Origin of the sequence: Eubacterium sp. MSJ-33 (assembly GCF_022174665.1) — a bacterium.
Taxonomy (GTDB): Bacteria; Bacillota; Clostridia; order Lachnospirales; family Lachnospiraceae; genus Coprococcus_C.
In genome coordinates this window covers 2601047-2623754 of record NZ_CP076562.1, presented here as the reverse complement: position 1 = coordinate 2623754, position 22708 = coordinate 2601047, and the positions used below count along the sequence as shown (strand labels likewise).

16 protein-coding genes, 1 riboswitch and 1 other annotated feature are annotated in these 22708 nt (G+C 45.3%); of the genes, 2 read left to right on the top strand and 14 right to left on the bottom strand.

What is annotated here, in order from left to right; genetic code table 11:
- Window positions 1–153 precede the first annotated feature (153 nt).
- From KP625_RS12225 to KP625_RS12180, 10 genes are all read right to left on the bottom strand, one after another.
- A complete protein-coding gene (locus tag KP625_RS12225; protein ID WP_238298115.1) occupies window positions 154–528 on the bottom strand; it encodes a sodium ion-translocating decarboxylase subunit beta in 375 nt (124 codons plus the stop codon).
- Window positions 461–712, bottom strand: coding sequence for a hypothetical protein (locus KP625_RS12220; RefSeq protein ID WP_238298113.1), 252 nt, complete (start codon window positions 710–712; stop codon window positions 461–463). The genes KP625_RS12225 and KP625_RS12220 overlap by 68 nt, the downstream gene beginning before the upstream one ends.
- A gap of 92 nt (window positions 713–804) precedes the next feature.
- A complete protein-coding gene (locus KP625_RS12215) occupies window positions 805–1605 on the bottom strand; it encodes an SDR family NAD(P)-dependent oxidoreductase (protein ID WP_238298111.1) in 801 nt (266 codons plus the stop codon).
- Window positions 1606–1699: 94 nt separating this feature from the next.
- Window positions 1700–4429 carry an FtsX-like permease family protein gene (locus tag KP625_RS12210; protein WP_238298109.1) on the bottom strand — a complete coding sequence of 910 codons (2730 nt, stop codon included), beginning with the start codon at window positions 4427–4429 and terminating at the stop codon, window positions 1700–1702.
- Window position 4430: 1 nt separating this feature from the next.
- Window positions 4431–5132, bottom strand: coding sequence for an ABC transporter ATP-binding protein (locus tag KP625_RS12205; RefSeq protein ID WP_238298107.1), 702 nt, complete (start codon window positions 5130–5132; stop codon window positions 4431–4433).
- Between the two features lie 319 nt (window positions 5133–5451).
- Window positions 5452–6066: a TetR/AcrR family transcriptional regulator gene (locus KP625_RS12200; protein ID WP_178018339.1), complete on the bottom strand. Its 615-nt coding sequence runs from the start codon at window positions 6064–6066 to the stop codon at window positions 5452–5454.
- 246 nt (window positions 6067–6312) lie between these two features.
- Window positions 6313–7287, bottom strand: a complete 975-nt coding sequence (gene bsh, locus KP625_RS12195; RefSeq protein WP_238298105.1) for a choloylglycine hydrolase — start codon at window positions 7285–7287, stop codon at window positions 6313–6315.
- A gap of 495 nt (window positions 7288–7782) precedes the next feature.
- Complete coding sequence (locus tag KP625_RS12190) at window positions 7783–9471, bottom strand: carbon starvation CstA family protein (protein ID WP_238298103.1); 1689 nt, start codon at window positions 9469–9471, stop codon at window positions 7783–7785.
- Between the two features lie 113 nt (window positions 9472–9584).
- Window positions 9585–9883, bottom strand: a binding site (T-box leader).
- A gap of 148 nt (window positions 9884–10031) precedes the next feature.
- Window positions 10032–12416 (bottom strand): ferrous iron transport protein B, encoded by a 2385-nt coding sequence (gene feoB, locus KP625_RS12185; protein WP_238298102.1) that lies wholly within the window; start codon window positions 12414–12416, stop codon window positions 10032–10034.
- 85 nt (window positions 12417–12501) lie between these two features.
- Entirely contained in the window at window positions 12502–13875 is a 1374-nt protein-coding gene (locus tag KP625_RS12180; protein WP_238298101.1) for an NAD(P)/FAD-dependent oxidoreductase, read from the bottom strand.
- 28 nt (window positions 13876–13903) lie between these two features.
- A riboswitch (purine riboswitch) is annotated at window positions 13904–14001 on the bottom strand.
- A gap of 156 nt (window positions 14002–14157) precedes the next feature.
- Between KP625_RS12180 and KP625_RS12175 the strand changes: the two genes are divergently transcribed.
- Both KP625_RS12175 and KP625_RS12170 read left to right on the top strand, forming a co-directional pair.
- Window positions 14158–15129, top strand: a complete 972-nt coding sequence (locus KP625_RS12175; protein ID WP_238298100.1) for a DUF3137 domain-containing protein — start codon at window positions 14158–14160, stop codon at window positions 15127–15129.
- Between the two features lie 118 nt (window positions 15130–15247).
- The gene (locus KP625_RS12170; protein WP_238298099.1) at window positions 15248–16141 is read left to right on the top strand and encodes an aldose 1-epimerase family protein; all 894 of its coding nucleotides are present in this window, start codon (window positions 15248–15250) and stop codon (window positions 16139–16141) included.
- 59 nt (window positions 16142–16200) lie between these two features.
- Here the strand turns inward: KP625_RS12170 and KP625_RS12165 are convergent, their stop codons facing one another.
- The 4 genes from KP625_RS12165 to KP625_RS12150 form a co-directional block, all read right to left on the bottom strand.
- Window positions 16201–16503, bottom strand: coding sequence for a hypothetical protein (locus tag KP625_RS12165; protein ID WP_177971006.1), 303 nt, complete (start codon window positions 16501–16503; stop codon window positions 16201–16203).
- 21 nt (window positions 16504–16524) lie between these two features.
- Window positions 16525–18546: a hypothetical protein gene (locus KP625_RS12160; protein ID WP_238298098.1), complete on the bottom strand. Its 2022-nt coding sequence runs from the start codon at window positions 18544–18546 to the stop codon at window positions 16525–16527.
- A gap of 121 nt (window positions 18547–18667) precedes the next feature.
- A complete protein-coding gene (locus KP625_RS12155; RefSeq protein ID WP_177971010.1) occupies window positions 18668–19513 on the bottom strand; it encodes a sigma-70 family RNA polymerase sigma factor in 846 nt (281 codons plus the stop codon).
- 96 nt (window positions 19514–19609) lie between these two features.
- Window positions 19610–22690 (bottom strand): UvrD-helicase domain-containing protein, encoded by a 3081-nt coding sequence (locus tag KP625_RS12150; protein WP_238298097.1) that lies wholly within the window; start codon window positions 22688–22690, stop codon window positions 19610–19612.
- Window positions 22691–22708 lie beyond the last annotated feature (18 nt).

Sequence of the window (22708 nt, the reverse complement as noted above, 5' to 3'; positions counted from 1 at the left end):
TCGTAAACTCCAAGTTGTTATGCTCTTTTTATCTCTTAAACCAATTCTATTATGTATCATATTTTATGTCAAACAAAACTCTGTCTCAACCAAATAATCCCCTCCGCACCAGAGCATGTTTCGCTTGCCTCCGGCACAGAAGGGGATTTTGATTTAACTAAGTAACGTAATGTAAATACCGATCAGGATTGCCGTTGTGATAACGCTGCAGATATCCGCGCCGAGAGCATAATACAGAATAAATGCTGCCGGATTTGCCTTTGCAGCAGCCTTCTGTGCAACCTTCGCCGTAGATGGCACACACGACACACCTGCGATACCGACCGTCGGATTGAACTTTCCTTTCTTGAAGAAATATACAACATAGCCGCCAATGATACCGCCGATTCCGGACAGCAATAACGACAGCATACCAAGGATTAGAAGCTTCACAACCGTTGCATCCAAAAGCGTGCTTGCATCACACAGAACTCCAAGCATCAATCCTAAGAAGAACGTTGCAAAATACAGGAAATTTTCTCCGATCATCTTGATGTACGCAGATCTTCCGCAGTGTCGTATCGGAGATTGCCGTCTGGGACTTCTGCAAGCAGGCCTGCTCTGTATGATGCACTTCGGAAATGCTGTCATTTCCGTGAAATGCGCACAGAATACTTAAGGCTGCAATTAAAATTGCCACAATGATTCGCTTGTGATCTGCACATCGTCTCATACTTATCTCCTCGTTGGAACTCGTTTCTTCAATGGCAAATCATAGCGAATTATGTGGCAACTGTTAATTTCTATTTTCCTTTTTTGAACCGATTATGGTCTCTGACCAAGCGCACCCTCCAGTGTCAGTGTCTCACCGCTCATATACTTGAAGTCCGGTGACGCAAGCTGTACGCAGACACGGCCGATTTCCTTTTCTACATCTCCGAAATGTCCCATCGGCGGTGTGTGGACATTCGCCTTGAATGCGTCCGGATATGCTTTCTCGAAGTTCTCAAGCTGTGCGGTCCATGCAAGCGGACATACGACGTTCGCATTGATGCCATCGGCAGCCCACTCGGTTGCTGCGACTCTTGTCAGTCCACGGATGCCTTCCTTCGCTGCAGCGTAAGCGCACTGTCCGAAATTTCCGAACAAACCGGCGCCCGATGCGAAATTAATCACAGAGCCCTTCGTCTCCTTCAGATATGGATAACATGCTTTCATATAATAAAATGCTGCATACAATCCGGAATAAATCGCAAGGTCAAACTGTGCGGTTGTATGATCGGCGATCGTCACACCGGAAGCAGAAGCCTGCGCGTTGTTGATCAGTACATCAATTCTTCCAAATGTATCGATCGCCTGCTTTACAACATTTGCAACGACTGCTTCATTGTCAGAGCCGGCACTTACATCTGCCTGTACCGGCAGCACCTTCACGCCGTATTTGCGTTCGATTTCTTCTTTTGCATCGTCAAGCTTCTGCACGTTCCGTCCGGTCAGGACAAGGTTTGCACCTTCCTTCGCATAGGCAGTTGCGATTCCATATCCGATTGAACCGCAGCTTCCGTCGCTTAAAACCGCGCGTCCGCCACCTGTGATAATTGCTACTTTACCTTCTAAAAATCCCATGTCATAATCCCCTTTCGTATCTTAATTCAGATATGTATATTGTACCAAAAAAACGCATGCTTCTCAATGGAGATACATGCGTTTTTTTCTCATTTTACTCGCGATTCTTCAGCACTTCAGCCGGTAACATCTGCTTGATTTTCCGCACAAGTAAATGATTGATAATGAAATACAATACAAGCACACCTACGAACATCGCCAGATACAGCCATGCCGGAAAGGACTTGTCGACACCACACGCGATATTCGGTACGAACTGCGGCTCATACACCGCATCAAGCAGTACCTTCGCAAGCGGAACCGAAACAAGTGCACCGATCAAAACGATATAGAAGTTTCCATCTAAATACATCTTCTTGACTTCCTTATTCCGGTAACCGAAGATCTTGATCAACGCAATGCTGAATGAAGAACGATCGATCATAACCTTCATCATCAGATACAGGACAATCGCAAAGATCAGGGCAGATACCGCGCCGATCGTAATAATCATCGAACGCATCTGGTCAGAGAAGATTCCGGCTGCTTTCTTCACATCGTCACGTGTCATCGTCGAATACAGACGTCCACTTTCCACACCCAGATCATGATCGGCAAATACGACATTATAATAATCATCCTGCTCACCGAACAAGTCAAGTGCCTTGTCATATGGAAGGAACACCATAAAGCTTGGCGCATACTGTGTCACTGCCTCGATCTCAAATGCGTAGATTTTTCCATTTTCCTCATCCTTCAGGGTGATCACATCCCCTTTTTTCAATCCATATTTGTAAGAAATGGATGAGCTGATTGTTACCTTATCTGCGGAATCGGAAAGTGTCACATCAAAGAACGGATTGTTCTCCTTGATGCCAAGCACCGTTACATCGAAGTTATATCCATAGATTTCCTTCTTCAACGTCTTGGCATAAGCTTCATAGCCACCATCCGGCACTTCCTCGCCCGGATATTTATAGGTATACATATATTCAAATTTTGTATCTGCGACATAATCATCCTGTACAGCACGACAGTATACATAGATTTCCATTGACATAACGAGCAGCAGGATACTGACAAACATACCGAATACAACGGTAAGTGCAGTCCGTCTCTCACGCAGGATCTGGCGGATACGGAACAGTTTCATAAACTTCATGTTGCCAAGCTTCACATCCTTGCCCTTTGCAGCCTTCTGCTCATTTTTAAGCAATGTCAATACTGGACGGGACAGGCGCTTGCGGATAACAAGACTTGTCACGACCAGACATATGATTGGCGGAATTGCAACACCATATACGATTGTATATGGCCGTATCTGTACTGCTATATCCGGCAGGGAATAATAATAATATGTATCCTGCATCTGGTACCGCACGCCAATCTTTGTGTAAGCGAGTGCTGTTCCACTTGCACCTCCGATCAGGGAAATCAAGGTCGGAAGCAGGATGTAATGCCTCATCAGATCCTTTCGCTTTACACCGAGTGCATAGAGGGCTCCGATCACAGCGCTCTCCTGATCGATGGAATGTACCACGAATACAGAAAGCACATAAGCAATCAGCACCAGGAGCAAAACGCCAGCAATCATACCGATTGTATTGTTCATCTCCACATCATCACTGGCTGCATGGATACGCACATTGTCCTCTGCAGTTACGAAGGACAGCAGATTATTCGCATCAGCATTGAATATCTCATCGAGCATATTCTCTGTCTCATCCTTTAATTCCTGCACGCCATCTTGTACATCAGCTGCACCGTCAGCTGCGTCCGCAGTACCATCTGTATATTCATAGATACCATCCGAAAATGCTTTCAGCTTCTGCAATTCGCTCTTCGCATTCACAAGCCCAAGCTGCAGCATTGCATTGTTTGTGGACCGAATCTGCTTATCTAATACTTCCTCGAAATTATCTGCGGTCAAAATCTCAACTCCGTAGGCAGAGAGCTTACTGTTTGCCTGTTCGAGATAGGCTGCAAATATCTGGTCGGATGCCTTTTTGAGATCGTGATTATTGTCTGTCAGCTCTGACAATCCATCCGCAAGCTCCTTTGCCCCATCGGCAAGCTCGTTAATTCCATCACGAAATTCCTCTTCCCTGCCGAGCGTCCGGTCCCAATACTCCTGAAAATACGCATCATCCACATCGTCGGAGGAGAAGGACAGCTGCTTTAACTCTGCCTTTAATTCGTCATCGGTCATCGCATCATTTAACTTGTATGCATAATAATATTCCTCGGACTTCTCACTCTTGCCTTCCTTCTGAAGTATCGTGTACGCCTCATCTGTCACAAATGCCAGACCGAAGTTCAGACTGTCACAGACTGTGTCGCCGAGTGATTTCAATGGACTGTCGTAATCCGGCACCGTGCCGATACCGCTTACTTTATATGTACGGTCACCAAGAACAATTGTATCTCCTACGTGTATATCGTTTTTCTCCGCATATTGCCGCTCAAGCACAAGCTCATCGTCTGCCTGTGCGAGCTTGCCCGCATGAATCGCAATCGTGTCGATTTTGGTACGATTCTTGAACACACGAAGTGTCTTATCCCCATCGACATCATAATCTAAGAAAAACATTTTCTCCAATGTAATTCCCTTATCCGTCAATGCGTCCCACTCACTCTCCTTCATCGGAACAAAGAGGGAAAACTGACCATCTTCGACGTTTTGCTTCTTCGCCTCGGTTGTTGTGCCACGCATAACTGTCTCTGCTGCTCCAACAATACTCACAACCATATACATGCTGAGAATCAGCAAAAATGCGAGTGCCAGATAGCGCGGCAAATTCTCTTTGAAATCTCTGAAAATTCGTTTGCGTAATACTTTCTGCATCTTACAAATCCTCCAATTCTGCTGCCGGCACCTTCGTCTCGTTGTAGTAATTCTTCTTAATCTGCCCGTCCTTCAGAACGATCACCTGATCAACCATATCCTTGATTGCGTTGTTGTGTGTGACGATGATCATCGTTGTTCCATACTGCGCATTGATCTTCTCTAACAAAATGAGGATATCCCGGGAAGTTCTCGAATCCAGCGCTCCGGTTGGCTCATCGCAGAGCAGAAGCTTCGGATTCTTGATGAGTGCACGGGCTATTGCACAACGCTGCTGTTGCCCGCCGGACAACTGGGATGGAAATTTGTTCTGATGCTCGGTGAGTCCAAGCACATCCAGAAGTTCATCCATATCCAGTGGCTGATTGGTCAGATACTCACACACCTGAATGTTCTCGCGCACCGTAAGGTTCGGAACCAGATTGTAAAACTGGAAGATGAATCCGAGATAATCTCTACGATAATCGGAGAGCGCATCCATCTTAAGGCCTACCATCTCCTGTCCGTCGACCTGAATCGAACCGGAATCTACCACATCCAGTCCACCGATACAGTTCAAAAGTGTCGATTTACCGGAACCACTCGTTCCCTGAATCACACACATCTTTCCTTTTTCAATGCCTACCGACACGCCCTTCAACACCTGCATATAGCTGCCACCCTCTCCGTAGCTTTTCTTTACATCTGATACCGCAACATACATCTTCTTTGTCCTCCTTTTTTCGAAGCAGTTCCTCCTACTCAATTCTGCGCAGACACGCTCTCGCTCACTTCCTCACGCAACAGGCACTAAACTCTCTGCACCTACATGCTTTCGGTGCAGCTCGTTAAGTGCTGGCGTGTTCCAACGGCCTGCGCACGAATTGGTTGATAGGAACTGCTTCATCTACATAATCATCCGCTTCCAACGACAGATTCGCCTATTTCGATAATCCTTGTATGTATTTGAATTATCTTGCCCTAGCATAACGCTGTTATGTTCTAGGCTTATAAAAAGCTATGCATGGCATAGCTCATTCACTTTATTTGGTTTGGAACATTGCGTACCAGCCGCCAACCAGATACGGCAGGACGTGTTCCATGTGCTGTAGCGCTTTCTGCTCATCTCTCTCATGCAGCAGCAAATGGGTAAATGCATTAATCTGTACATGAGAGACCCAATGGATCGTATAGGCATCCGGCGGATCTACCCCCATCTGCTTTGCCTGTTCATCCGCAAATACGCGATATCCCTGTTCCAGTATCTCAACAAACTGATCGATACATGTTTCAAACCGCGAGCCCTGGCTCTTCGTCAAAATCAAGGTAAACATATCATAGTTCGCATATAGAAGATGGATAATCTGCGTACTTGCAAACATATCATCCTGCATGTTATCTTCCCTTGCATCCGGAAGCTGTTGCAGTTCCATGAGTTCCTGACGCATATGCTGTTGCAGCATATGTTTTAGCTTCTCCAAAACCGGCTCCACTATTGCCGCAAACAAATCTTCCTTATCCTGAAAGAAGAAATACAACGCGCCGGTCGTCACCCCTGCATTCTTACAGATTGATCGAAGCGAAGCTCCCTGATATCCTTTTTCCAAGAATTCCTGCTTGGCACTCGCCAACAGCAACTCCCTTGTTTCCTTTTCCACTTTTCTTGCTCCTTTTCGCTCTATCCTGATACAGGCTTCGCCTGTAGAAGGCTCCTCACATAACACCGTTATGTTAGCGTATAATCTGTCTGCTGTCAACCCTTATTTTTTAATTTGGGGGATTTTCCAACTTTTCCCCCAATTTACCACTCAAACCACCGAAAAAGGCAGCCGACTTTCATCGACTGCCTAAAACTCCAACTTCCACAAAAATTAGATCATTTCTGTAACCATGACTATTGACTACTAATTCACCACATGAATCTGCTCCTCATTGATGAGCGGATACCTGTGAAGTGTATCTCCATCCAGATCTTCCCGGTGCATATCCACCGCCTGAATCTGATGATTCTCATAGGTTGTATAATAATAGATTCCCTTGTCCGCATTGACACAGGACGTATAGATCGTAATCTCATATTTTCCCGGCTCCACCTCACAACAGCCTCGCTGCTGCTCTACGGAACCTAAGATATGGAAGAACTGGCTCACGCTCTCCGCTTCTGACTCTCCGGAGATTGCATGCATCTTTGTAAATGCGACCTTCGCAAACCGTGACGCCGATGAAAGGTCGCCCGGAAGTCCAAGTCCACCCATACCACGGCTATACGCTGCAAGCGGAAGCTCCTTCGCAAAGTGATTTTCCGGCTGGCTTGGTGATACATGCATATAATTGTTCAGCATGAACATCTGCACCGGAAATGGCGGATTGTTGGTCAGCACTCCGACCGGATTGTCATAGACATGCAAGCCATCCTCCACACATTCTACCACGATCGTGGCATCCTTATCTGCAATAATCCAATGCAGCGATGCACATGGCAGCTTCTCACTATACGGCGTTCCAACGAGATTCATCTTCTCTAATGCCTTACGTGCCTCGAACACCGTTGCACACTGACTCAAGATCCATGGAATAAACTCAAACTGTGCCACATTCTCACGGCCTGCCTGCACGTCCTGATACTTCGCATTCCCAACAAAATTCAAGCCTGCCATACCAAGTCCCTTCTCATTTACGGCATCATAGTAGAGCGGATAATCATCTGCCACATACGCCATACCGATCATAGCGTAGTGCGTCTTCACTTCACCCATGTGCCGGAACCGGAAACAGAAATTCCGCGGTGTCACCGTCACCTCATCACCATACGAAAACTCATAATCAAGCGTCCGTCCAAAATAAAAATCCTTCGTCTTATACGTCGCTGCTGTACACATCCTGTATCTCCTTCCAAAGTCAAAAATTTGTTATTACGAAATCTATTTGTAAATATCGTACGTATATAAACATATCAGATTTGTGGAATATAGATATGTTTGGAACATAGGAGTACTTGATGTTCTGTAAATATCCAGCAATGTTTGAACACGATGTTCAAACAAGCCGCCGCTGAGAGATGTTTCTCATGCGAATCTCCGATTCGCATTTAGGATGAGAAACATCGACCTGTCTGTTCGCTATAAGCGAGCAGACGATACCCTCCCATGGACGGCGAGCGGAGGGCGCATAGGAATCGCAGATTCCTATTTAGGATGCGCCCGACAACCTGCCGACGAGCAAAGCGAGTGGGCGATTCCCGTGCGGCGGTTGCGTCCGTTATCAAAACTTATATCAGAACATCTTTAGTACTTCTTAGTTTCAATACATCCTATATTATACAAATCTGATATGTAATATACGTACGATTTTTATTATATTAATTCGCAATTCTCCTAATTTTCAGCCTTTGCTTTCTTCGTGAACAGCTTCTTCAGACAACTAAATGCAACCAGCACACCAAGTACCATCAACAGGATTGCGACGATAAACTGCAGTCCATCAACAAGCATCGTTGCATTCCCGCCGGCGATGTTCTTTACAAGTGCGATTGTCTTCTGTACTAATGCAGTAAATGTTACAGCAAGCATGATGAACATTGGTGCATACAGTGTCCATCCGGTTCTTCCGGTTGTCTTTAAAAATACCGCAAGTGCGATCAATACAAGTGCTGCAAGCAGCTGGTTTGCAGAACCAAACAAAGGCCATACATTAGTATATCCACCAAGTGTCAGTAAATATCCAAAGAATAATGTTACCACAGTTGCGAAATATTTGTTAGTCAAAATTTTCTGCCACACAGGCATCTTTGATGTATCGGTTGTATCGCCGAGGAACAGCTCCTGGAAAGACATACGTCCGATACGTGCAACCGAATCAAGCGATGTCAGTGCAAGTGCAGATACACACATTGTCATAAATACAGTTGCGAGCTGAACCGGCAGACCAAGCTTCTCAAGGAAACCTGCAACACCGCTGGAGAAGATTGCAAATGGTGTTCCATCCGGTTTTGTACCATTGACTGCAACAGCACCAACAACAACCAATGCGATGATACCAAGCAATGATTCTACAACCATAGCGCCATAACCAACCATCGGCATATCCTTCTCGTTCCGGATTGTCTTTGATGATGTACCGGAAGATACCAGACTGTGGAATCCGGAAACGGCTCCACAGGCAATCGTGACAAACAATGTTGGGAACAGATAATTTCCACCGACATTAAATCCGTTATACGCATTAAGCTGCATCGTCGGATGTGCTACGACAACACCGACAACTGCACCGACGATCATGCCAAGCAGCATGAAGGTCGTCATGTAATCACGCGGCTGCATCAGTAACCACATTGGCATAACCGATGCAAGAAACAGATATGCCATAACAATGTAGATCCAGGCAGTCTTTGTAGCATACCAAGGAAGATGCATACCAAGTGCAAACATACCTACCAAAAGTGCGATTGCAATGACCGCTCTGACGCCTTCGTTCATATTCTTTACATGCTTCTGGATTACACCAAATACGATTGCTGCTACGATAAACAACATAGAGATAGAAGCGGCGGATGCATTTGCATAGCTTGTCTCCTTCGCCATATCTGCAACACCCTTACCCACAAAGGTTCCGGCTACCATATCCGTAAATGCTGCGATAACAAGCAATGTGAACAACCAGCAAAACAGCATGAAGAGCTTTCTTCCCGCCTTACCAATGTACTTCTCGATGATCATACCCATTGATTTTCCTTCGTTCTTTACAGATGCATACAAAGCACCGAAATCCTGTACGGCTCCGAAGAACAATCCACCGATCAACAGCCAGAGCAATACCGGCACCCAGCCGAATACAGATGCAAGGATTGGTCCGGTTACAGGGCCTGCACCTGCGATGGATGAAAACTGATGTGAAAATACCGTGAATTTGGATGACGGAACATAGTCTTCTCCATCCTCGTACTTCACTGCCGGAGTTTCAGCCTTCGGATCAAGTCCCCATTTCTTTGCAAGCCATCTGCCATAGAAAAGATAGCCCGCGAACAACACTACAATTCCGATTAAAACAATTACTAAACCATTCATACTTCCTCACCCGCCACGCGGCGGCTCCCTTCTAAATATTTACAAAGAGTAAATACATCCTGCAGCCAGACGAAAAATCTCATCAGCTCACAAAAAATAAAACCTCCGTCTTACATAAAGACGAAGGTTTAAACTTCCGCGTTACCACTTTATTTGCCGCATATGCGACCACTCATTCTCATCTTACAGACCGCATATCGATATATTTGCAACTTTTGCATCATCTCAACATGTCATCTGTGAAATAAGCTTCTATGTAACGGTAGAAAACCGGTGACACCTAATGTCCTAAAAAGGAATTCAGTGCACTGCTCGCAGAGGATAATTTCCGAAATCCTACACTGTCTCACACCAGCCGACAGCTCTCTGAAGTATTTCCTTTCGAAAACCTTGTTCTGTTCTCAGCATTTGCTCTTTGTTTACCGACATACTAGTCCTATCGTAAATGAATGTCAAGCGTTTTTTTGATATTATTTATCAATTATGATTTCCCCAGCCGGTTAACAGTGCCTTTCCACATGGAAGCATTTCCGCTTTGTATGTACAAATGCCCGGACGAATTACGCAATGCCAAATGCCAGTCCAACTGCATGGACTAAGAATGCAACAACCCATGCGATAAGACACTGCACAATAACCGTGATCACTGCTGCTTTCGTGCCGCCCATTTCCCGCTTCACTGTAGCAATCGCAGCCACACATGGTGTATAAAGCAGCGTAAAGATCAGGAATACCATTGCCGTAAATGGAGTGAATAACGTTGCTACGCTCGTCACATCACCACCGAGCAGAACCGTAAGCGTCGATACCACGCTCTCTTTTGCAGTAAATCCCGTGATCAGCGCCGTGGATACTCTCCAGTCCCCGAATCCAAGCGGCTTGAAGATTGGAGCAATCAGGCTTCCAATTAAGGCAAGCATACTCTGGTCTGCCGATGCAGCTACATTGAACCGCAGATCGAAGGTCTGTAAAAACCAGATGATGATTGAAGCAAGGAAGATAATCGTAAATGCTTTCTGGATAAATCCCTTTGCCTTCTCCCAGATTAAATGCAGCACGCTTTTTGCAGACGGCAGCCGGTAGTTCGGCAATTCCATGACGAAAGGAACCGGCTCACCCTTAAATTTCGTTACCTTCAGAATCAGTGCATAGATCACTGCACACACAATCCCGATCAGATAGAGTCCAACCATCGCAAACACGCGATACTGCCGCTGCACAAATGCACTGATCATAAGTGTGTAGATCGGCAGCTTCGCACTACAGCTCATAAACGGTGTCAGCAGGATCGTCATCTTCCGGTCACGTTCACTCGAGAGTGTCCGTGTCGCCATGATTGCAGGCACGGAGCATCCAAATCCAATCAGCATCGGCACGAAGCTTCTGCCCGATAATCCAATCTTACGAAGCGGTTTATCCATGACAAATGCAACCCGCGCCATATATCCGGTATCTTCCAGAATCGACAGGAAGAAAAACAGGATCACGATCGTAGGAAGAAAACTGATGACACTTCCGACACCCTGACAGATACCATCCACCACAAGAGAACGTACCACCGGATTAATCTGCGCAGCGACAAGTCCCTTGTCGATCCATCCAATGACCGCATCAACGCCAAGTGCCATCACATCGGACAACCACGCACCAAACAGACTGAAGGTCATGGCAAAAACAATCGCCATAATCCCGATAAAGCACGGAATCGCTGTATATTTTCCTGTCAGAAGTTTATCTATCTTTACGCTTCTCCGGTGTTCTTTACTCTCATGCGGACGCACAACCGTCTTCTCACACAATCTCCCGATAAACTGAAACCGCATATCGGCGATTGCAGCTTCCCGGTCAAGTCCGGTTTCCTTCTCCATGACTGACACAATCTGCTCAAATGCTTCCTTCTTATCTTCTGCAAGCTGCAGTGCCTCTTCAATCGGTGTATCCTTCTCAATCAGCTTTGTTGCGGCAAAACGCACAGGGAGATCGGCTTCCTTCGCATCATTTTCAATCATATGCGCAACTGCATGGATACAGCGATGCACCGATCCAACCGGATCTTTGTCATCCTTACTGTCCGGGCAGAAATCAATTCTTCCAGGCGGTTCATGGTATCTTGCCACATGCATGGCATGGCTTACCAGTTCATCGATACCTTCATTTTTCGCAGCTGAGATTGGCACCACCGGAATTCCAAGTATCTGCTCAAGCTCATTTACACGGATCGTACCGCCGTTCGCCCGCACCTCATCCATCATGTTCAGTGCAAGCACCATCGGGATTCCAAGTTCCATAAGCTGCATTGTCAGACACAGGTTACGTTCTAAGTTCGACGCATCCACAATATTAATAATGCCGCTTGGTTTGCCCTCGATCAAAAATTCCCGCGTCACAATCTCTTCGCTCGAATACGGGGAAAGCGAATAAATACCCGGCAGATCTGTCACCGTTGCCTCTGGGTGATTCCGAATCGTACCATCCTTCCGGTCAACCGTCACACCGGGAAAATTCCCGACATGCTGATTGGCTCCTGTCAGCTGGTTAAACAATGTCGTCTTGCCACAGTTCTGATTGCCGGCTAGCGCAAATGTCAGCTTACTGCCCTTCGGAACTGCCGTCTTTTCATCATGTATATGGGTAGGATCCGCCTGTCCTAACTCTCCAACTCCCGGGTGTTCAATCGACTCATAACGCACAGTCTGTTTTGGGGCTTCCGCTTCCTTTTCATGCACATGATCCACATCTATTTTCTGTGCCTCACTCAATCGCAGCGTAAGCTCATATCCGCGCACCTTCATCTGTACCGGGTCACCCATCGGTGCAATCTTCTGCAGAGTGACTTCCGTTCCCGGCGTCAATCCCATATCCAGAAGATGATGCCGCAAGGCACCTTCTCCGCCGACCGCCGTAATATAAGCACTCTGTCCCGGTTGTAATTCATCCATGGTCATCTATCATCATCTCCACTCCACATGGTCTTTTCGCGTTGATTATACAATTCCTGTGCCATTGCGTCAATATTCTAAGCTTTTCCCTTTACAGGTTCTCTGCGATATTCCGCGCCACATAAACACCACTTGCAGATGCATGGGACAGAGAATGGGTGATTCCGCTACCATCTCCAATGATGTAAAGTCCCTTGTGTCGTGTCTCCAGTTTCTCGTTCACATCAACCTCCATGTTGTAGAATTTGACTTCCACTCCATAAAGCAGGGTATCTTCGTTTGCTGTTCCCGGTGCAATCTTGTCCAGCGCATAGATCATCTCGATGACACCGTCCAGAATACGCTTCGGAAGCACCAGACTTAAGTCTCCCGGCGTTGCATTTAACGTCGGCGTGATAAATGCCTCCTCAATCCGGCTCTGCGTCGAACGGCGTCCCCGGATCAGATCTCCAAAACGCTGTACAATGACACCGCCGCCCAGCATATTGCTAAGCCGGGCAATGCTCTCACCATAACCATTTGAATCCTTAAATGGTTCGGAGAAATGCTTTGCCACAAGCAATGCAAAGTTTGTATTTTCTGTCTGCTTCGCAGGATCCTCATAGCTGTGACCATTGACTGTAATGATTCCGTTTGTATTTTCTGTGACAACCGCCCCCTTTGGATTCATACAGAAGGTCCGCACGCGGTCGCCATATTTTTCTGTTCGGTACACAATCTTGCTTTCATAAAGCTCATCCGTCAAATGTGCAAATACAACCGCCGGAAGCTCTACACGCACACCGATATCAACGCGGTTTGACTTTGTCGGAATTTCCAGCTCGCTGCAAATCTTCTCCATCCATTTGCTGCCGCTTCGACCAACAGATATGATACAGTTTTCACAGGTATACGATTCATCCTTACAGATAACGGTATAGCCGCCTGCCTTTTCTGTGACAACGGACTGCACCGGCGTATCGAAGAAGAATTGGACCTTGTCCTTCAGATAGGCGTACAGGTTGCTAAGCACGACATAATTGATGTCCGTTCCCAGATGACGTACCGATGCGTCAAGCAGATGCAGATCGTTCTGGATGCACACTGTCTTGAACCGGGTGCCTGCCGTCGAGTAAAGCTTCGTTCCATCGCCGCCGTAACGCATGTTGATCTCATCGACATATTCCATCAGTTCCAATGACTGTTTCTTGCCGATATACTCATACAGTGTCCCACCGAAATCATTTGTTATATTATATTTCCCATCGGAAAATGCTCCGGCACCGCCGAACCCACTCATAATCGAGCAGCTTTTGCAGCCGATACAGCTTTTTATCTTCTCTCCGTCGATCGGGCAATGCCGCTTCTCGAGGGCGTGTCCAGCTTCGAACACGGCGATCTTCAAGGCCGGATTCTTCTGCACCAGCTCATATGCGGAGAAAATACCGCCCGGACCGGCACCAATAATAATTATGTTGTATGTCATATAAAACCTCCCTAAAAACATAAAAAAAGACCACGAAACTTTCTTTCGTAGTCAACTGTTTACGGTAGTTGGTAGAAACGTTCAACCATATTATGAACATATACTCGTGTTTAATTCACAATCTAATTTATCCTATCATAATAAGTACGAAATCGCAATCATTTTGTCACACTTTTTTATTAAATAAATCGCATATTCTCAACCCGCCAGTATTGATTTACAGGATGTCTCTCTGTATAATATTTTATTATAAACATTACACACGATGAGAGGGGGTACACCATGACTTTAAATCCAAATGATCACCAGATCGTATCTAAGATTTCCGGGAAGCAGCGAACCATCCGCTTCCTGAATTTTATCCATCCACTTATTTTTATCGCTATTCCAGCACTGATTTTCTGGGGCTTTACGTGCTGGGAACAACAGACTGCAAAGGGTATCTGCCTGGTTGTGCTTGGGTTCTTATGCATTCCGCTCTTTATCCTGACCGGAAAGCAGGTGAACAAGCTGCTGAAAAAGCTCAAGGAGTATCTCGGTGAATACATCATCCGGGATATTCTCGCCGAACACGTGCAGATCAACCAATATTCACCGAACGAGCATATCAATAACGATTTCGTTAAAAATTGCCCGCTCCTGCCAGGATATGACCGCATCACCGGCTCCGATTATGTGTCCGGCACTTATCGTAGTGTTCCATTTACTTTCTGCGATCTGCATCTGCAGTACAAGGATACCTACCGGGATAAAAACGGACGGAAAAGAACGCGTTACCGCACAAACTTCCTCGGACATGTCATCACGCTTGACACGAATACCAATATCAATGGTTTTGTTCGTATCTGTGAGCGCAAGAATCCACGCAAAGAAAATGGGTTTCTCTCCGGTATCGTCAGCGGTGCAGCAGAATTTCTCGGCATGAACCAGAACAAGGTTGAGATGGAGAGCGATCCATTCAACCAGCAGTTCAAGGTAATCACTTCCAATGACGAGCTTGCCTTCTATATTCTCACGCCACAATTCATGGAACATATTGTTGCTGCAGACGAGAAGGTCGACGGCTACACAAAGATTGAATTTGAGAACAGCAAAGTCACGCTGGCACTGAATAACGGGAAAAATTCTTTCGAACTCACAAAGACACTTTGGAGCAAATCCCGTCTGGACGAAACCAGATTGAGGTTCCGCGATGAATTCCAGAATATCCTGAGTATCATCGACGAGATTCTGACAAAGGAAAATCTATTTTAATTTATCAGCTGTCACCACGCGATAGCGTGCTTCATTATATCCGAAATAAATGTTTCAGCCGGGACAACCGACTGGTAAACAATTATATTACAATCCATTTTGCAGGAGGAATAACCACATGTTACATACGATTGAAAACAATTATCTGAGGGTTACGGTTTCCGACCATGGTGCCGAACTGACAAGCGTCTATGATAAGGCACAGGATTTCGAACGGATCTGGTGTGCGGATCCGGCAGTCTGGAACCGACATGCACCTGTTCTATTCCCATTTGTCGGAAAAGTAAATAGCAATACATACCACTACAACGGAAACTCCTATACCATGAAGACACAGCATGGTTTTGCGCGTGATGCAGAATTTACCTGTACCGAAGAAACCGCAGATTCCATCACACATAAGCTTGTATACTCGGATGAAACGTTACGGATCTATCCATTTAAATTTGAACTTCTGATCACACATAAACTGGATCCTGAAAATCCACGTCTTCTGCACGTCTCATGGACAGTAAAAAATCTTGGTTCCGATGAAATGCTATATTCCATCGGTGGTCATCCGGGATTCCAGATTGCACCGGGACATGCGCGGAGCGAATACTCCATTGCCCTGCCGGATGCAAATCCGCGGCACTATCTCCTGCTTGATCCGAACGGTTCCGGATTGGCAGACACAAGCAAAACCTATCCTTTTAACAATGGTTCTGCCTATGTTCCTGTTACAGATACAATGTTTGACAAGGATGCTCTGGTCTTCGAGGACGGACAGCTTTCGAGTGTCGGACTCGTCGATGCGGACAAGAAGCCATTTGTTACGCTCACCTGCACAGACTTCCCATATGTCGGAATCTGGTCAAAACCGGAAGGTCCGTATGTCTGTCTGGAGCCTTGGATTGGACGGACAGATGATCTTGGATTTGAAGATGATTTGTCCAAGAAAGCGGGCGAACAGAAGCTGGAAGCGAATGCAAAAGCCGTGCACACCTACACACTTGAATTTCATGGCGAATAACATTATAACTAAAATAAGCTCAGCCGATCATCGGCTGAGCTTTTCTTATGTCATTTCCTTTATAACTTTTTCTCCGGTATCATCTCATTCAACCATGCAAGCACGGCTTCTCTGCCCTCTGCGTCAAACGAAAATGTCTTTCTGGTAATCATTTCTTCCGGTGTCTTCTCATAGCAGGTACTTGCATTCCAGATACATACCTCGAAAAAATCCTGCGAAGATGGCTCGCCACCTTCTTCCTCCGGCTCCTGTTCCACCGCAATCTTGGCAATCCGGTAACGGGGGCCATAGATATCCCCGCCGGTTAATATTCCCTTTGCATTATAAAATGGCAGATCAAATATTACATCTCCTGTAATCATTCTGCTACCTCCCATATTCTCCTAATGTGAGTCCTTCCTTGTAGGCAGATGATCCGGCATATATCCGATGATACTCTTCTTGATATCTGCATCATAATAGAAATATACACGTATCATATTGCTGTCCTGTCCTTTGCCATATTTTACATGTTTGTCTAATATGACATCTGATTTTCCGGAATCCCAGGCCGAAATATTGATTGTATATTTATCTTTAAATATCTCTGTTGCTCCGGAATCCCCGGAAGAGGTATTATCAACGGAAATGGCGCATTCCATCGGATCATATTCCCTAGCGATATTTTCATCCCGGGTTGTTCCACCCTCATTTAGATGGACTGTATATCCTGCTATATAATGAATAATCAGGCAAAGACGCTTCCAGTCCAGATTCCGGTTATCATCTGCCAACGCTTTTTCTGCCCTTGGATGTACGATCAGTGTATCATCATAATATTTTTTAATCCATGCAATCACGTCTGATCGAATGGAAGAACTGTATTGCGGACAATCAATCAATGGCTTGATAATCTTTTTATAATTTTCTTCAATCGCTGTTGTGTCCGGAACTTCTGTAACTGCAGCTTCATGCTTCTCCTTCAGTTGCTCGAGTTCCATCCGAAGCTGATCCATATCCTTCCACTGCTTGTCTTTCTCACTGCTTATAACACGGATGGCTTCATCTTTTTTCTTTACTTCCCGCTGCAATGCCTGATTTTTGTTTTCAAGCCCCGCAATATCCTGTTTTACTTCATGATAATCAGACTCTAACCTCTCGCGTTTTTCTTTTTCTTCCTCATATCGTGCGGCATAGATGGAATCCTTGTCCCTGCGTTCGAGTTCTGCTTTCTGGTATGCCTTTCTTGCCTCAGTATAAAACTGATAGGTTCCAAATGAGAACTGCTTTCGCTTTGGCTCCTGCTTTACAAACTCCTGCAATTGTACCTGTATCGTCTCTTCTTCCGTATCAAAATAAAGCGGTTCGACTTGCTCTGCAAACACATGATTTTCCTTATGCAGGATTACCTGATGCTGCGCAATCGTGTCAATGTATTCCTGTCTGTTCATATTGGTGCCAAACAATTTGTTCACACCGTTTTCCACGGTAACAACATGTGCAAATCCAAGAAGACTTTTCGCGATACCTTCCATCTGTACCTGATTTTGCTCATAATACTCTACCGGACAGAATACAATCGGCATCTGTCTTTCTTTGTTATCAATAAGCGATTCAAACATCTCTGTACAATCCTGATTGGATTTTCCATTCAATCGGAATACACCTGTTGTGAAAGAATACTTTCTCGGAATGCCATATTCTCCCATCTCCAGATGTCCGTCTTCATTCATATTCTTGATAAATCCCGGACGATAAACGGAAGCTTCACCCCCGTTGCTGGCCGGTTCCCGGCATGTAACCTTCACACCAAGCACAACCTGTTTTTCTTCCTGTCTGACAAATATATTCGTAACAAAGGTTCGTCCAAGCATCCCGCTTTGATCATTGTTATTATCCGGCTCCAGCAATCGGAACGTCCAATCCTTCAAATCATCGCGATAAAGTGTATGTACATCCAAAAGCACCTGTGCCCGAAGTTCTCCAACCTTCGCAACATCAAACTTCCGGCTGTCCTTTGGTTCCGGGTAATCCGTCTGTAATCCTTTTAACTCCTCATATGCTTCGAAGTCACCGTCTCCAAGTCTGCTTCGGAACCATTTCATCACATAGAGAATTGCCTTGGAAAAACAATCCTCCATCGTCGTGCCTTCTTTCGGCCATATCGAGAAAACTCCCTGATACGTCGTATAATGTCGATACAATACAAGCTTTGTAACCGGATGTGCTTTCTTCTCTTGTTCTTCTACATGCGCTGTCTCTGAATCTGTGTTTTTTTCCGTTGTATTTTCTTTTTTCGGTGCCGGTTCCACCTTTGCATTCATTTTCTCTTCCATAATCTTGTCAAGTACAGAAGATGATATCGGCATCTTCACATTGTTCATCATCAGATCATGGATAGAAAATTCATTCATTTTCTTTTTCATACTGCTACCCCACATTTATGTCTAATCTGTTCCTGATTGTAACACAAACCTTTCTTTTTTTCCATTATTAAACAAAATAACAGCACCATTTTCAGATGCTGTTATTACATATGTATGTATACTAGGATGCATATTCACAAAGCTGTTCCTTCATCTTGTAGCTATGGCGAATACGATTGATTGCCCGATTCTCAATCTGACGGATACGCTCTCTTGTCAGGCCAAACTGTGGATGCTTTGCCACCTGTTCCAGCGTCATTGGCTCATTCCCATCCAGACCATAACGCATTGTCAGAACTGCCGCTTCTTTCTCCGGAAGCATCGTAAGCACGGCGCGTACTGCACCGGCAATTCCTTCGTCAAGGACTGCTTTCTCCGGGTTCGTCGCTGTCTCATCTGCGATCAGCTCATTCCTTGTGGTATCTCCTTCATCTCCGACAAAATCATCCAGTGACACCATGTTTCTGGCTCCATATTCCTGACACTGCCGGATCTTCTTCTCCGACATGCCGGTTGTCCGCACCAGATCCTCCAGCGTCGCCTCGGTTCCGGTCTGCTGTTTGATCCTGTCTGCTTCCCGACGTATCTTCGCAATATTGCTCGCCATATACTCCGGCAGACGAATGGTTTTGTCACTCTCCTTCATCCCGCGGAAGATTGCCTGACGAATCCAGTTCACAGCAAAGGTGCTGAACCGGTATCCCATCGTATAGTCGAACTTATCGACCGCACGAATCAACCCCGTGATACCCATGGTGAGAAGATCCTCCTCTTCCACGCCGTACTTCTTGTAGTCGTTCACGCAAAAGGCAACAAGCCCCAGATTCGCGTTGATCATTTCCTCACGTGCCCGCGCTCCATCGGCACCCCCAGCCGCCATGCGTGCGCCAAGCTGCTGTTCCTGCTCCGCATCAAGCAGACCAGTCTGTCTTCTCATGTTCGCAATCATCTTCATAGTCTCACTCATAGTCAATTCCTCCTATGTATCCAACCAATACAAAATTACCTGTTTTTTTCGCCACCTTTCGTATTCTAACATTCCCTTTTTCACTTCTCAATGAACTCATAGTTCAATATGGTAGATTTTTGCATCCGCATCATGCCCCGTTGTCTGCTTCAACGCCTTGATGTAAGCGTCAAGCTGTGCCTTATACTTCTTATCCAGATGCTCTCCATCATAATTGGTCTTGTAATCAATGATATGCCAGTTTCCTTCTTCGCAATAAACAACATCCATGATTCCGTTATAGACCAGTGTCTGGTCTCCTTGTTTTTCCGAATAGCAAAACGGAACTTCCGTGTATACTTCATCTGCCGCAAGTAATGTATGCAGGATATCCTGCGGTGCATCATTTTTCTGTGCACAACCGCCATTTCGAATGTTTTTCGCTGTCATAGCGATTGCCTTGGCAAATATATCTTTTTTCTCCTCATCTTCCGGTGGCAGACATTCTTCCAGAATCTGTATTGTCATATCATCAATTGGGATTTTATTTCTCGAATTCACGAGAATTTCCATCAGGCGATGCAGCATCGTACCCAGTATATTGGCGCGCGAAAGCAAATATCCCCGTTCTTCCCTTGTGATGCCATCCGATGAGTTCGCGCAAATATCTTCTGCAGCTTCCCGCTCAGTATTCCGTTCCGGCAGATCCAACACATCCTCCACCGGTATGTCCGTATCAAGCTCCAGACGGCTCGGTGTAATGATTTCATACCCCGCTGTCTCTGCCGTTCGGTCATTCAAAACACACGTCTCCTTGGCACGCTTATACAGATCTGCTGCCTGCGTTTTTGGTCTGTCCTTTGCCGCAAGTGTATAATTCGGATCATAGCAGTCTGCCATATAAAAGAAATCATTTACATTGTTCAGCAATGGCTCCCACACACTCTCATAATCTATACCATTTTTTTTGATTACCTCGATATTACTTACAATCAATACATTTCTTGCCCGTGTCGCCGCCACATATATAAGCCGTTGTTCTTCTGCATCAAGTGCTGCTAACTCCTGATCTTCATATTTTTTATATATTTCTGTAGAAAAACTAATTTCCTTCTTCCAATTGTTCCACGGATAATTAACGCCTTCATTATGTACACGAAATACATACATATCGCTTCCATCAGCCCGGTATTCTATATGTGTATTCGGCGGTTGCTGACAAGGCCATGCATATGCAAGAATCACAATCGGCGCCTCTAATCCTTTGACCTTGTGCAGGTTTGCCATATACACGCAATCCTTGTCATCCGAAAGACTTAAGCATCGTTCCTGATCGGCTCCCGGCTGCATCAGCTTCTCTATATATGTGATTCCATCTTCCAGTGTTACAATCTCTGCGTTGCTTTCTGCCTTACGAAGCAGCTCCAAAACATAATAGAGGACTTCCATGCCATCTGTTTCCACATGTTCAAAGATTTGCTCTTCCTCCATAATCTCTGAAAATAGACTCGCCGGGGAACAAATCACTTTTTCTTTTCTCTCCTTATATCTTGCAAGGACTTTCTTCAACGCCGCACATTCTTCAAACAGTACCTTTCCTTCCACTCGCACAGGAATATCCTGTCTTGCAAATTCATCAATCATAGCTCCCATTTGCGTCTTCGACTTATGAATAACCATAATATCACTATACCGGATAGTACGCAGATGTACTCCATCCTCCGCCAGAATCTGAAATGCCTCATTTCCAACTAATCTTTTTATGATATTGCATACCTGATATTTATCTCTCATATTATCACCCTCTCTACGAGGTGAATGACAGATATAGGAATACACTCCTGTAAATTCAGATACAGGATCCTCCATAACAGGAATCGGCGTATATGCACACTGATTCGTTCCCGGTTCAAATGTATTCGAGAACACTGCATTAAAATGTTCACACAGTTTTTTTCGCGAACGGAAATTTCTGGACAGACACAGAATATCTCCGTGTTTCATATTCTCAAACAATCCTTTCACTCTCAGATAAGATCCTACATCTGCATTTCGAAAGCGGTAAATTGACTGTTTCGGATCTCCCACAATAAAAAGTGTTCCCGGCTTTGGCTCACACGCCATCCAGTCTGCAACCGGATTTTCTGCTGTCAGATAGAAGAAAATCTCTGACTGAATCGGATTTGTATCCTGGAATTCATCAATCAGATAATAGGAATGTCGTCTGGAAATATAGGAAATCATCCGTCCCCCATTTTTTGCATCCTCACGCAACATATTTCGAAGATAAAACAGATAATCAAAGTACGTCATATACCCGTTTTCCCTTAGATATTCAGCGATACACTTCGATGCCTTCATCAAAAAAGTCATCGTCACATTATATTGCAGGTTCTGTAATGTTTTATAGACCTCTGTTTCCTGCAGATTTAACTGACACATCTTTCCAATCACAAGCGGCAGTTTTTTCTCCCACATCCCCCGAAATGTAAATTCCTCCGGATTTTCCCGGCGGATCTGTTCGATCTGTGTCTGATACTCCAGATCAAGTGTGCCCGGTACATAGTCTGTCTTCTCCGTATATGCAATCGTCGCATCTTTGTGTTCCATGAGAATACGGATTCCATCTACAAACGCCTTTTCCGGCATATGGTGCAGAGCGCTGAAACTATCTGCCAGATTACGAAGTTCTTCTCCATATTCACCATCACAAATACGCACAAACTCATGTTTATAAACAACCGCTAATTCTGTTCCGGAAACAACAGATGCATCCGAAGGAACGCCGGTCTCATAAGGATGCTCTGCAATCAGCATCTGGCAAAAGGAATCAATGGTTCCCATAAAACAGTCATCCAGATGCTTTAATGCATATGCACACCGCTCCCGTGATTCGTCTGTCGGCTTTGGCAGCTGCCCAGCATATCCCTTATCAACGTAGTTACATTCCGGAGTGCTTCGCTCAAGCAAAATCTTCTGGAATCTGCCACGAAACTCATTCGCCGCTGCCTTTGTAAATGTAATCGCACAAATCTGCCGGATATCCCTTCCATGTTCTATCATGGAAACCATCCGGTTTACAAGCATGGTTGTTTTCCCGGAACCGGCTCCCGCCTCTACAAAAAAGTTGTTATCCATATCTGAGATAATCCGGTTTCTGGATATCTCATCCATTTTTAAACTGTCCATATTATCCATATTTTTCTCCTCTGCCTT

Excerpts from the sequence above, each read along its gene's own strand:
- KP625_RS12225 (WP_238298115.1), bottom strand. The coding sequence starts at position 528 with ATGATCGGAGAAAATTTCCTGTATTTTGCAACGTTCTTCTTAGGATTG.
- KP625_RS12220 (WP_238298113.1), bottom strand. The coding sequence starts at position 712 with ATGAGACGATGTGCAGATCACAAGCGAATCATTGTGGCAATTTTAATT.
- KP625_RS12215 (WP_238298111.1), bottom strand. The coding sequence starts at position 1,605 with ATGGGATTTTTAGAAGGTAAAGTAGCAATTATCACAGGTGGCGGACGC.
- KP625_RS12210 (WP_238298109.1), bottom strand. The coding sequence starts at position 4,429 with ATGCAGAAAGTATTACGCAAACGAATTTTCAGAGATTTCAAAGAGAAT.
- KP625_RS12205 (WP_238298107.1), bottom strand. The coding sequence starts at position 5,132 with ATGTATGTTGCGGTATCAGATGTAAAGAAAAGCTACGGAGAGGGTGGC.
- bsh (WP_238298105.1), bottom strand. The coding sequence starts at position 7,287 with ATGTGTACAGCAGCGACGTATAAGACGAAGGATTTTTATTTTGGACGG.
- KP625_RS12190 (WP_238298103.1), bottom strand. The coding sequence starts at position 9,471 with ATGAATGGTTTAGTAATTGTTTTAATCGGAATTGTAGTGTTGTTCGCG.
- feoB (WP_238298102.1), bottom strand. The coding sequence starts at position 12,416 with ATGACCATGGATGAATTACAACCGGGACAGAGTGCTTATATTACGGCG.
- KP625_RS12180 (WP_238298101.1), bottom strand. The coding sequence starts at position 13,875 with ATGACATACAACATAATTATTATTGGTGCCGGTCCGGGCGGTATTTTC.
- KP625_RS12175 (WP_238298100.1), top strand. The coding sequence starts at position 14,158 with ATGACTTTAAATCCAAATGATCACCAGATCGTATCTAAGATTTCCGGG.
- KP625_RS12170 (WP_238298099.1), top strand. The coding sequence starts at position 15,248 with ATGTTACATACGATTGAAAACAATTATCTGAGGGTTACGGTTTCCGAC.
- KP625_RS12165 (WP_177971006.1), bottom strand. The coding sequence starts at position 16,503 with ATGATTACAGGAGATGTAATATTTGATCTGCCATTTTATAATGCAAAG.
- KP625_RS12160 (WP_238298098.1), bottom strand. The coding sequence starts at position 18,546 with ATGAAAAAGAAAATGAATGAATTTTCTATCCATGATCTGATGATGAAC.
- KP625_RS12155 (WP_177971010.1), bottom strand. The coding sequence starts at position 19,513 with ATGAGTGAGACTATGAAGATGATTGCGAACATGAGAAGACAGACTGGT.
- KP625_RS12150 (WP_238298097.1), bottom strand. The coding sequence starts at position 22,690 with ATGGATAATATGGACAGTTTAAAAATGGATGAGATATCCAGAAACCGG.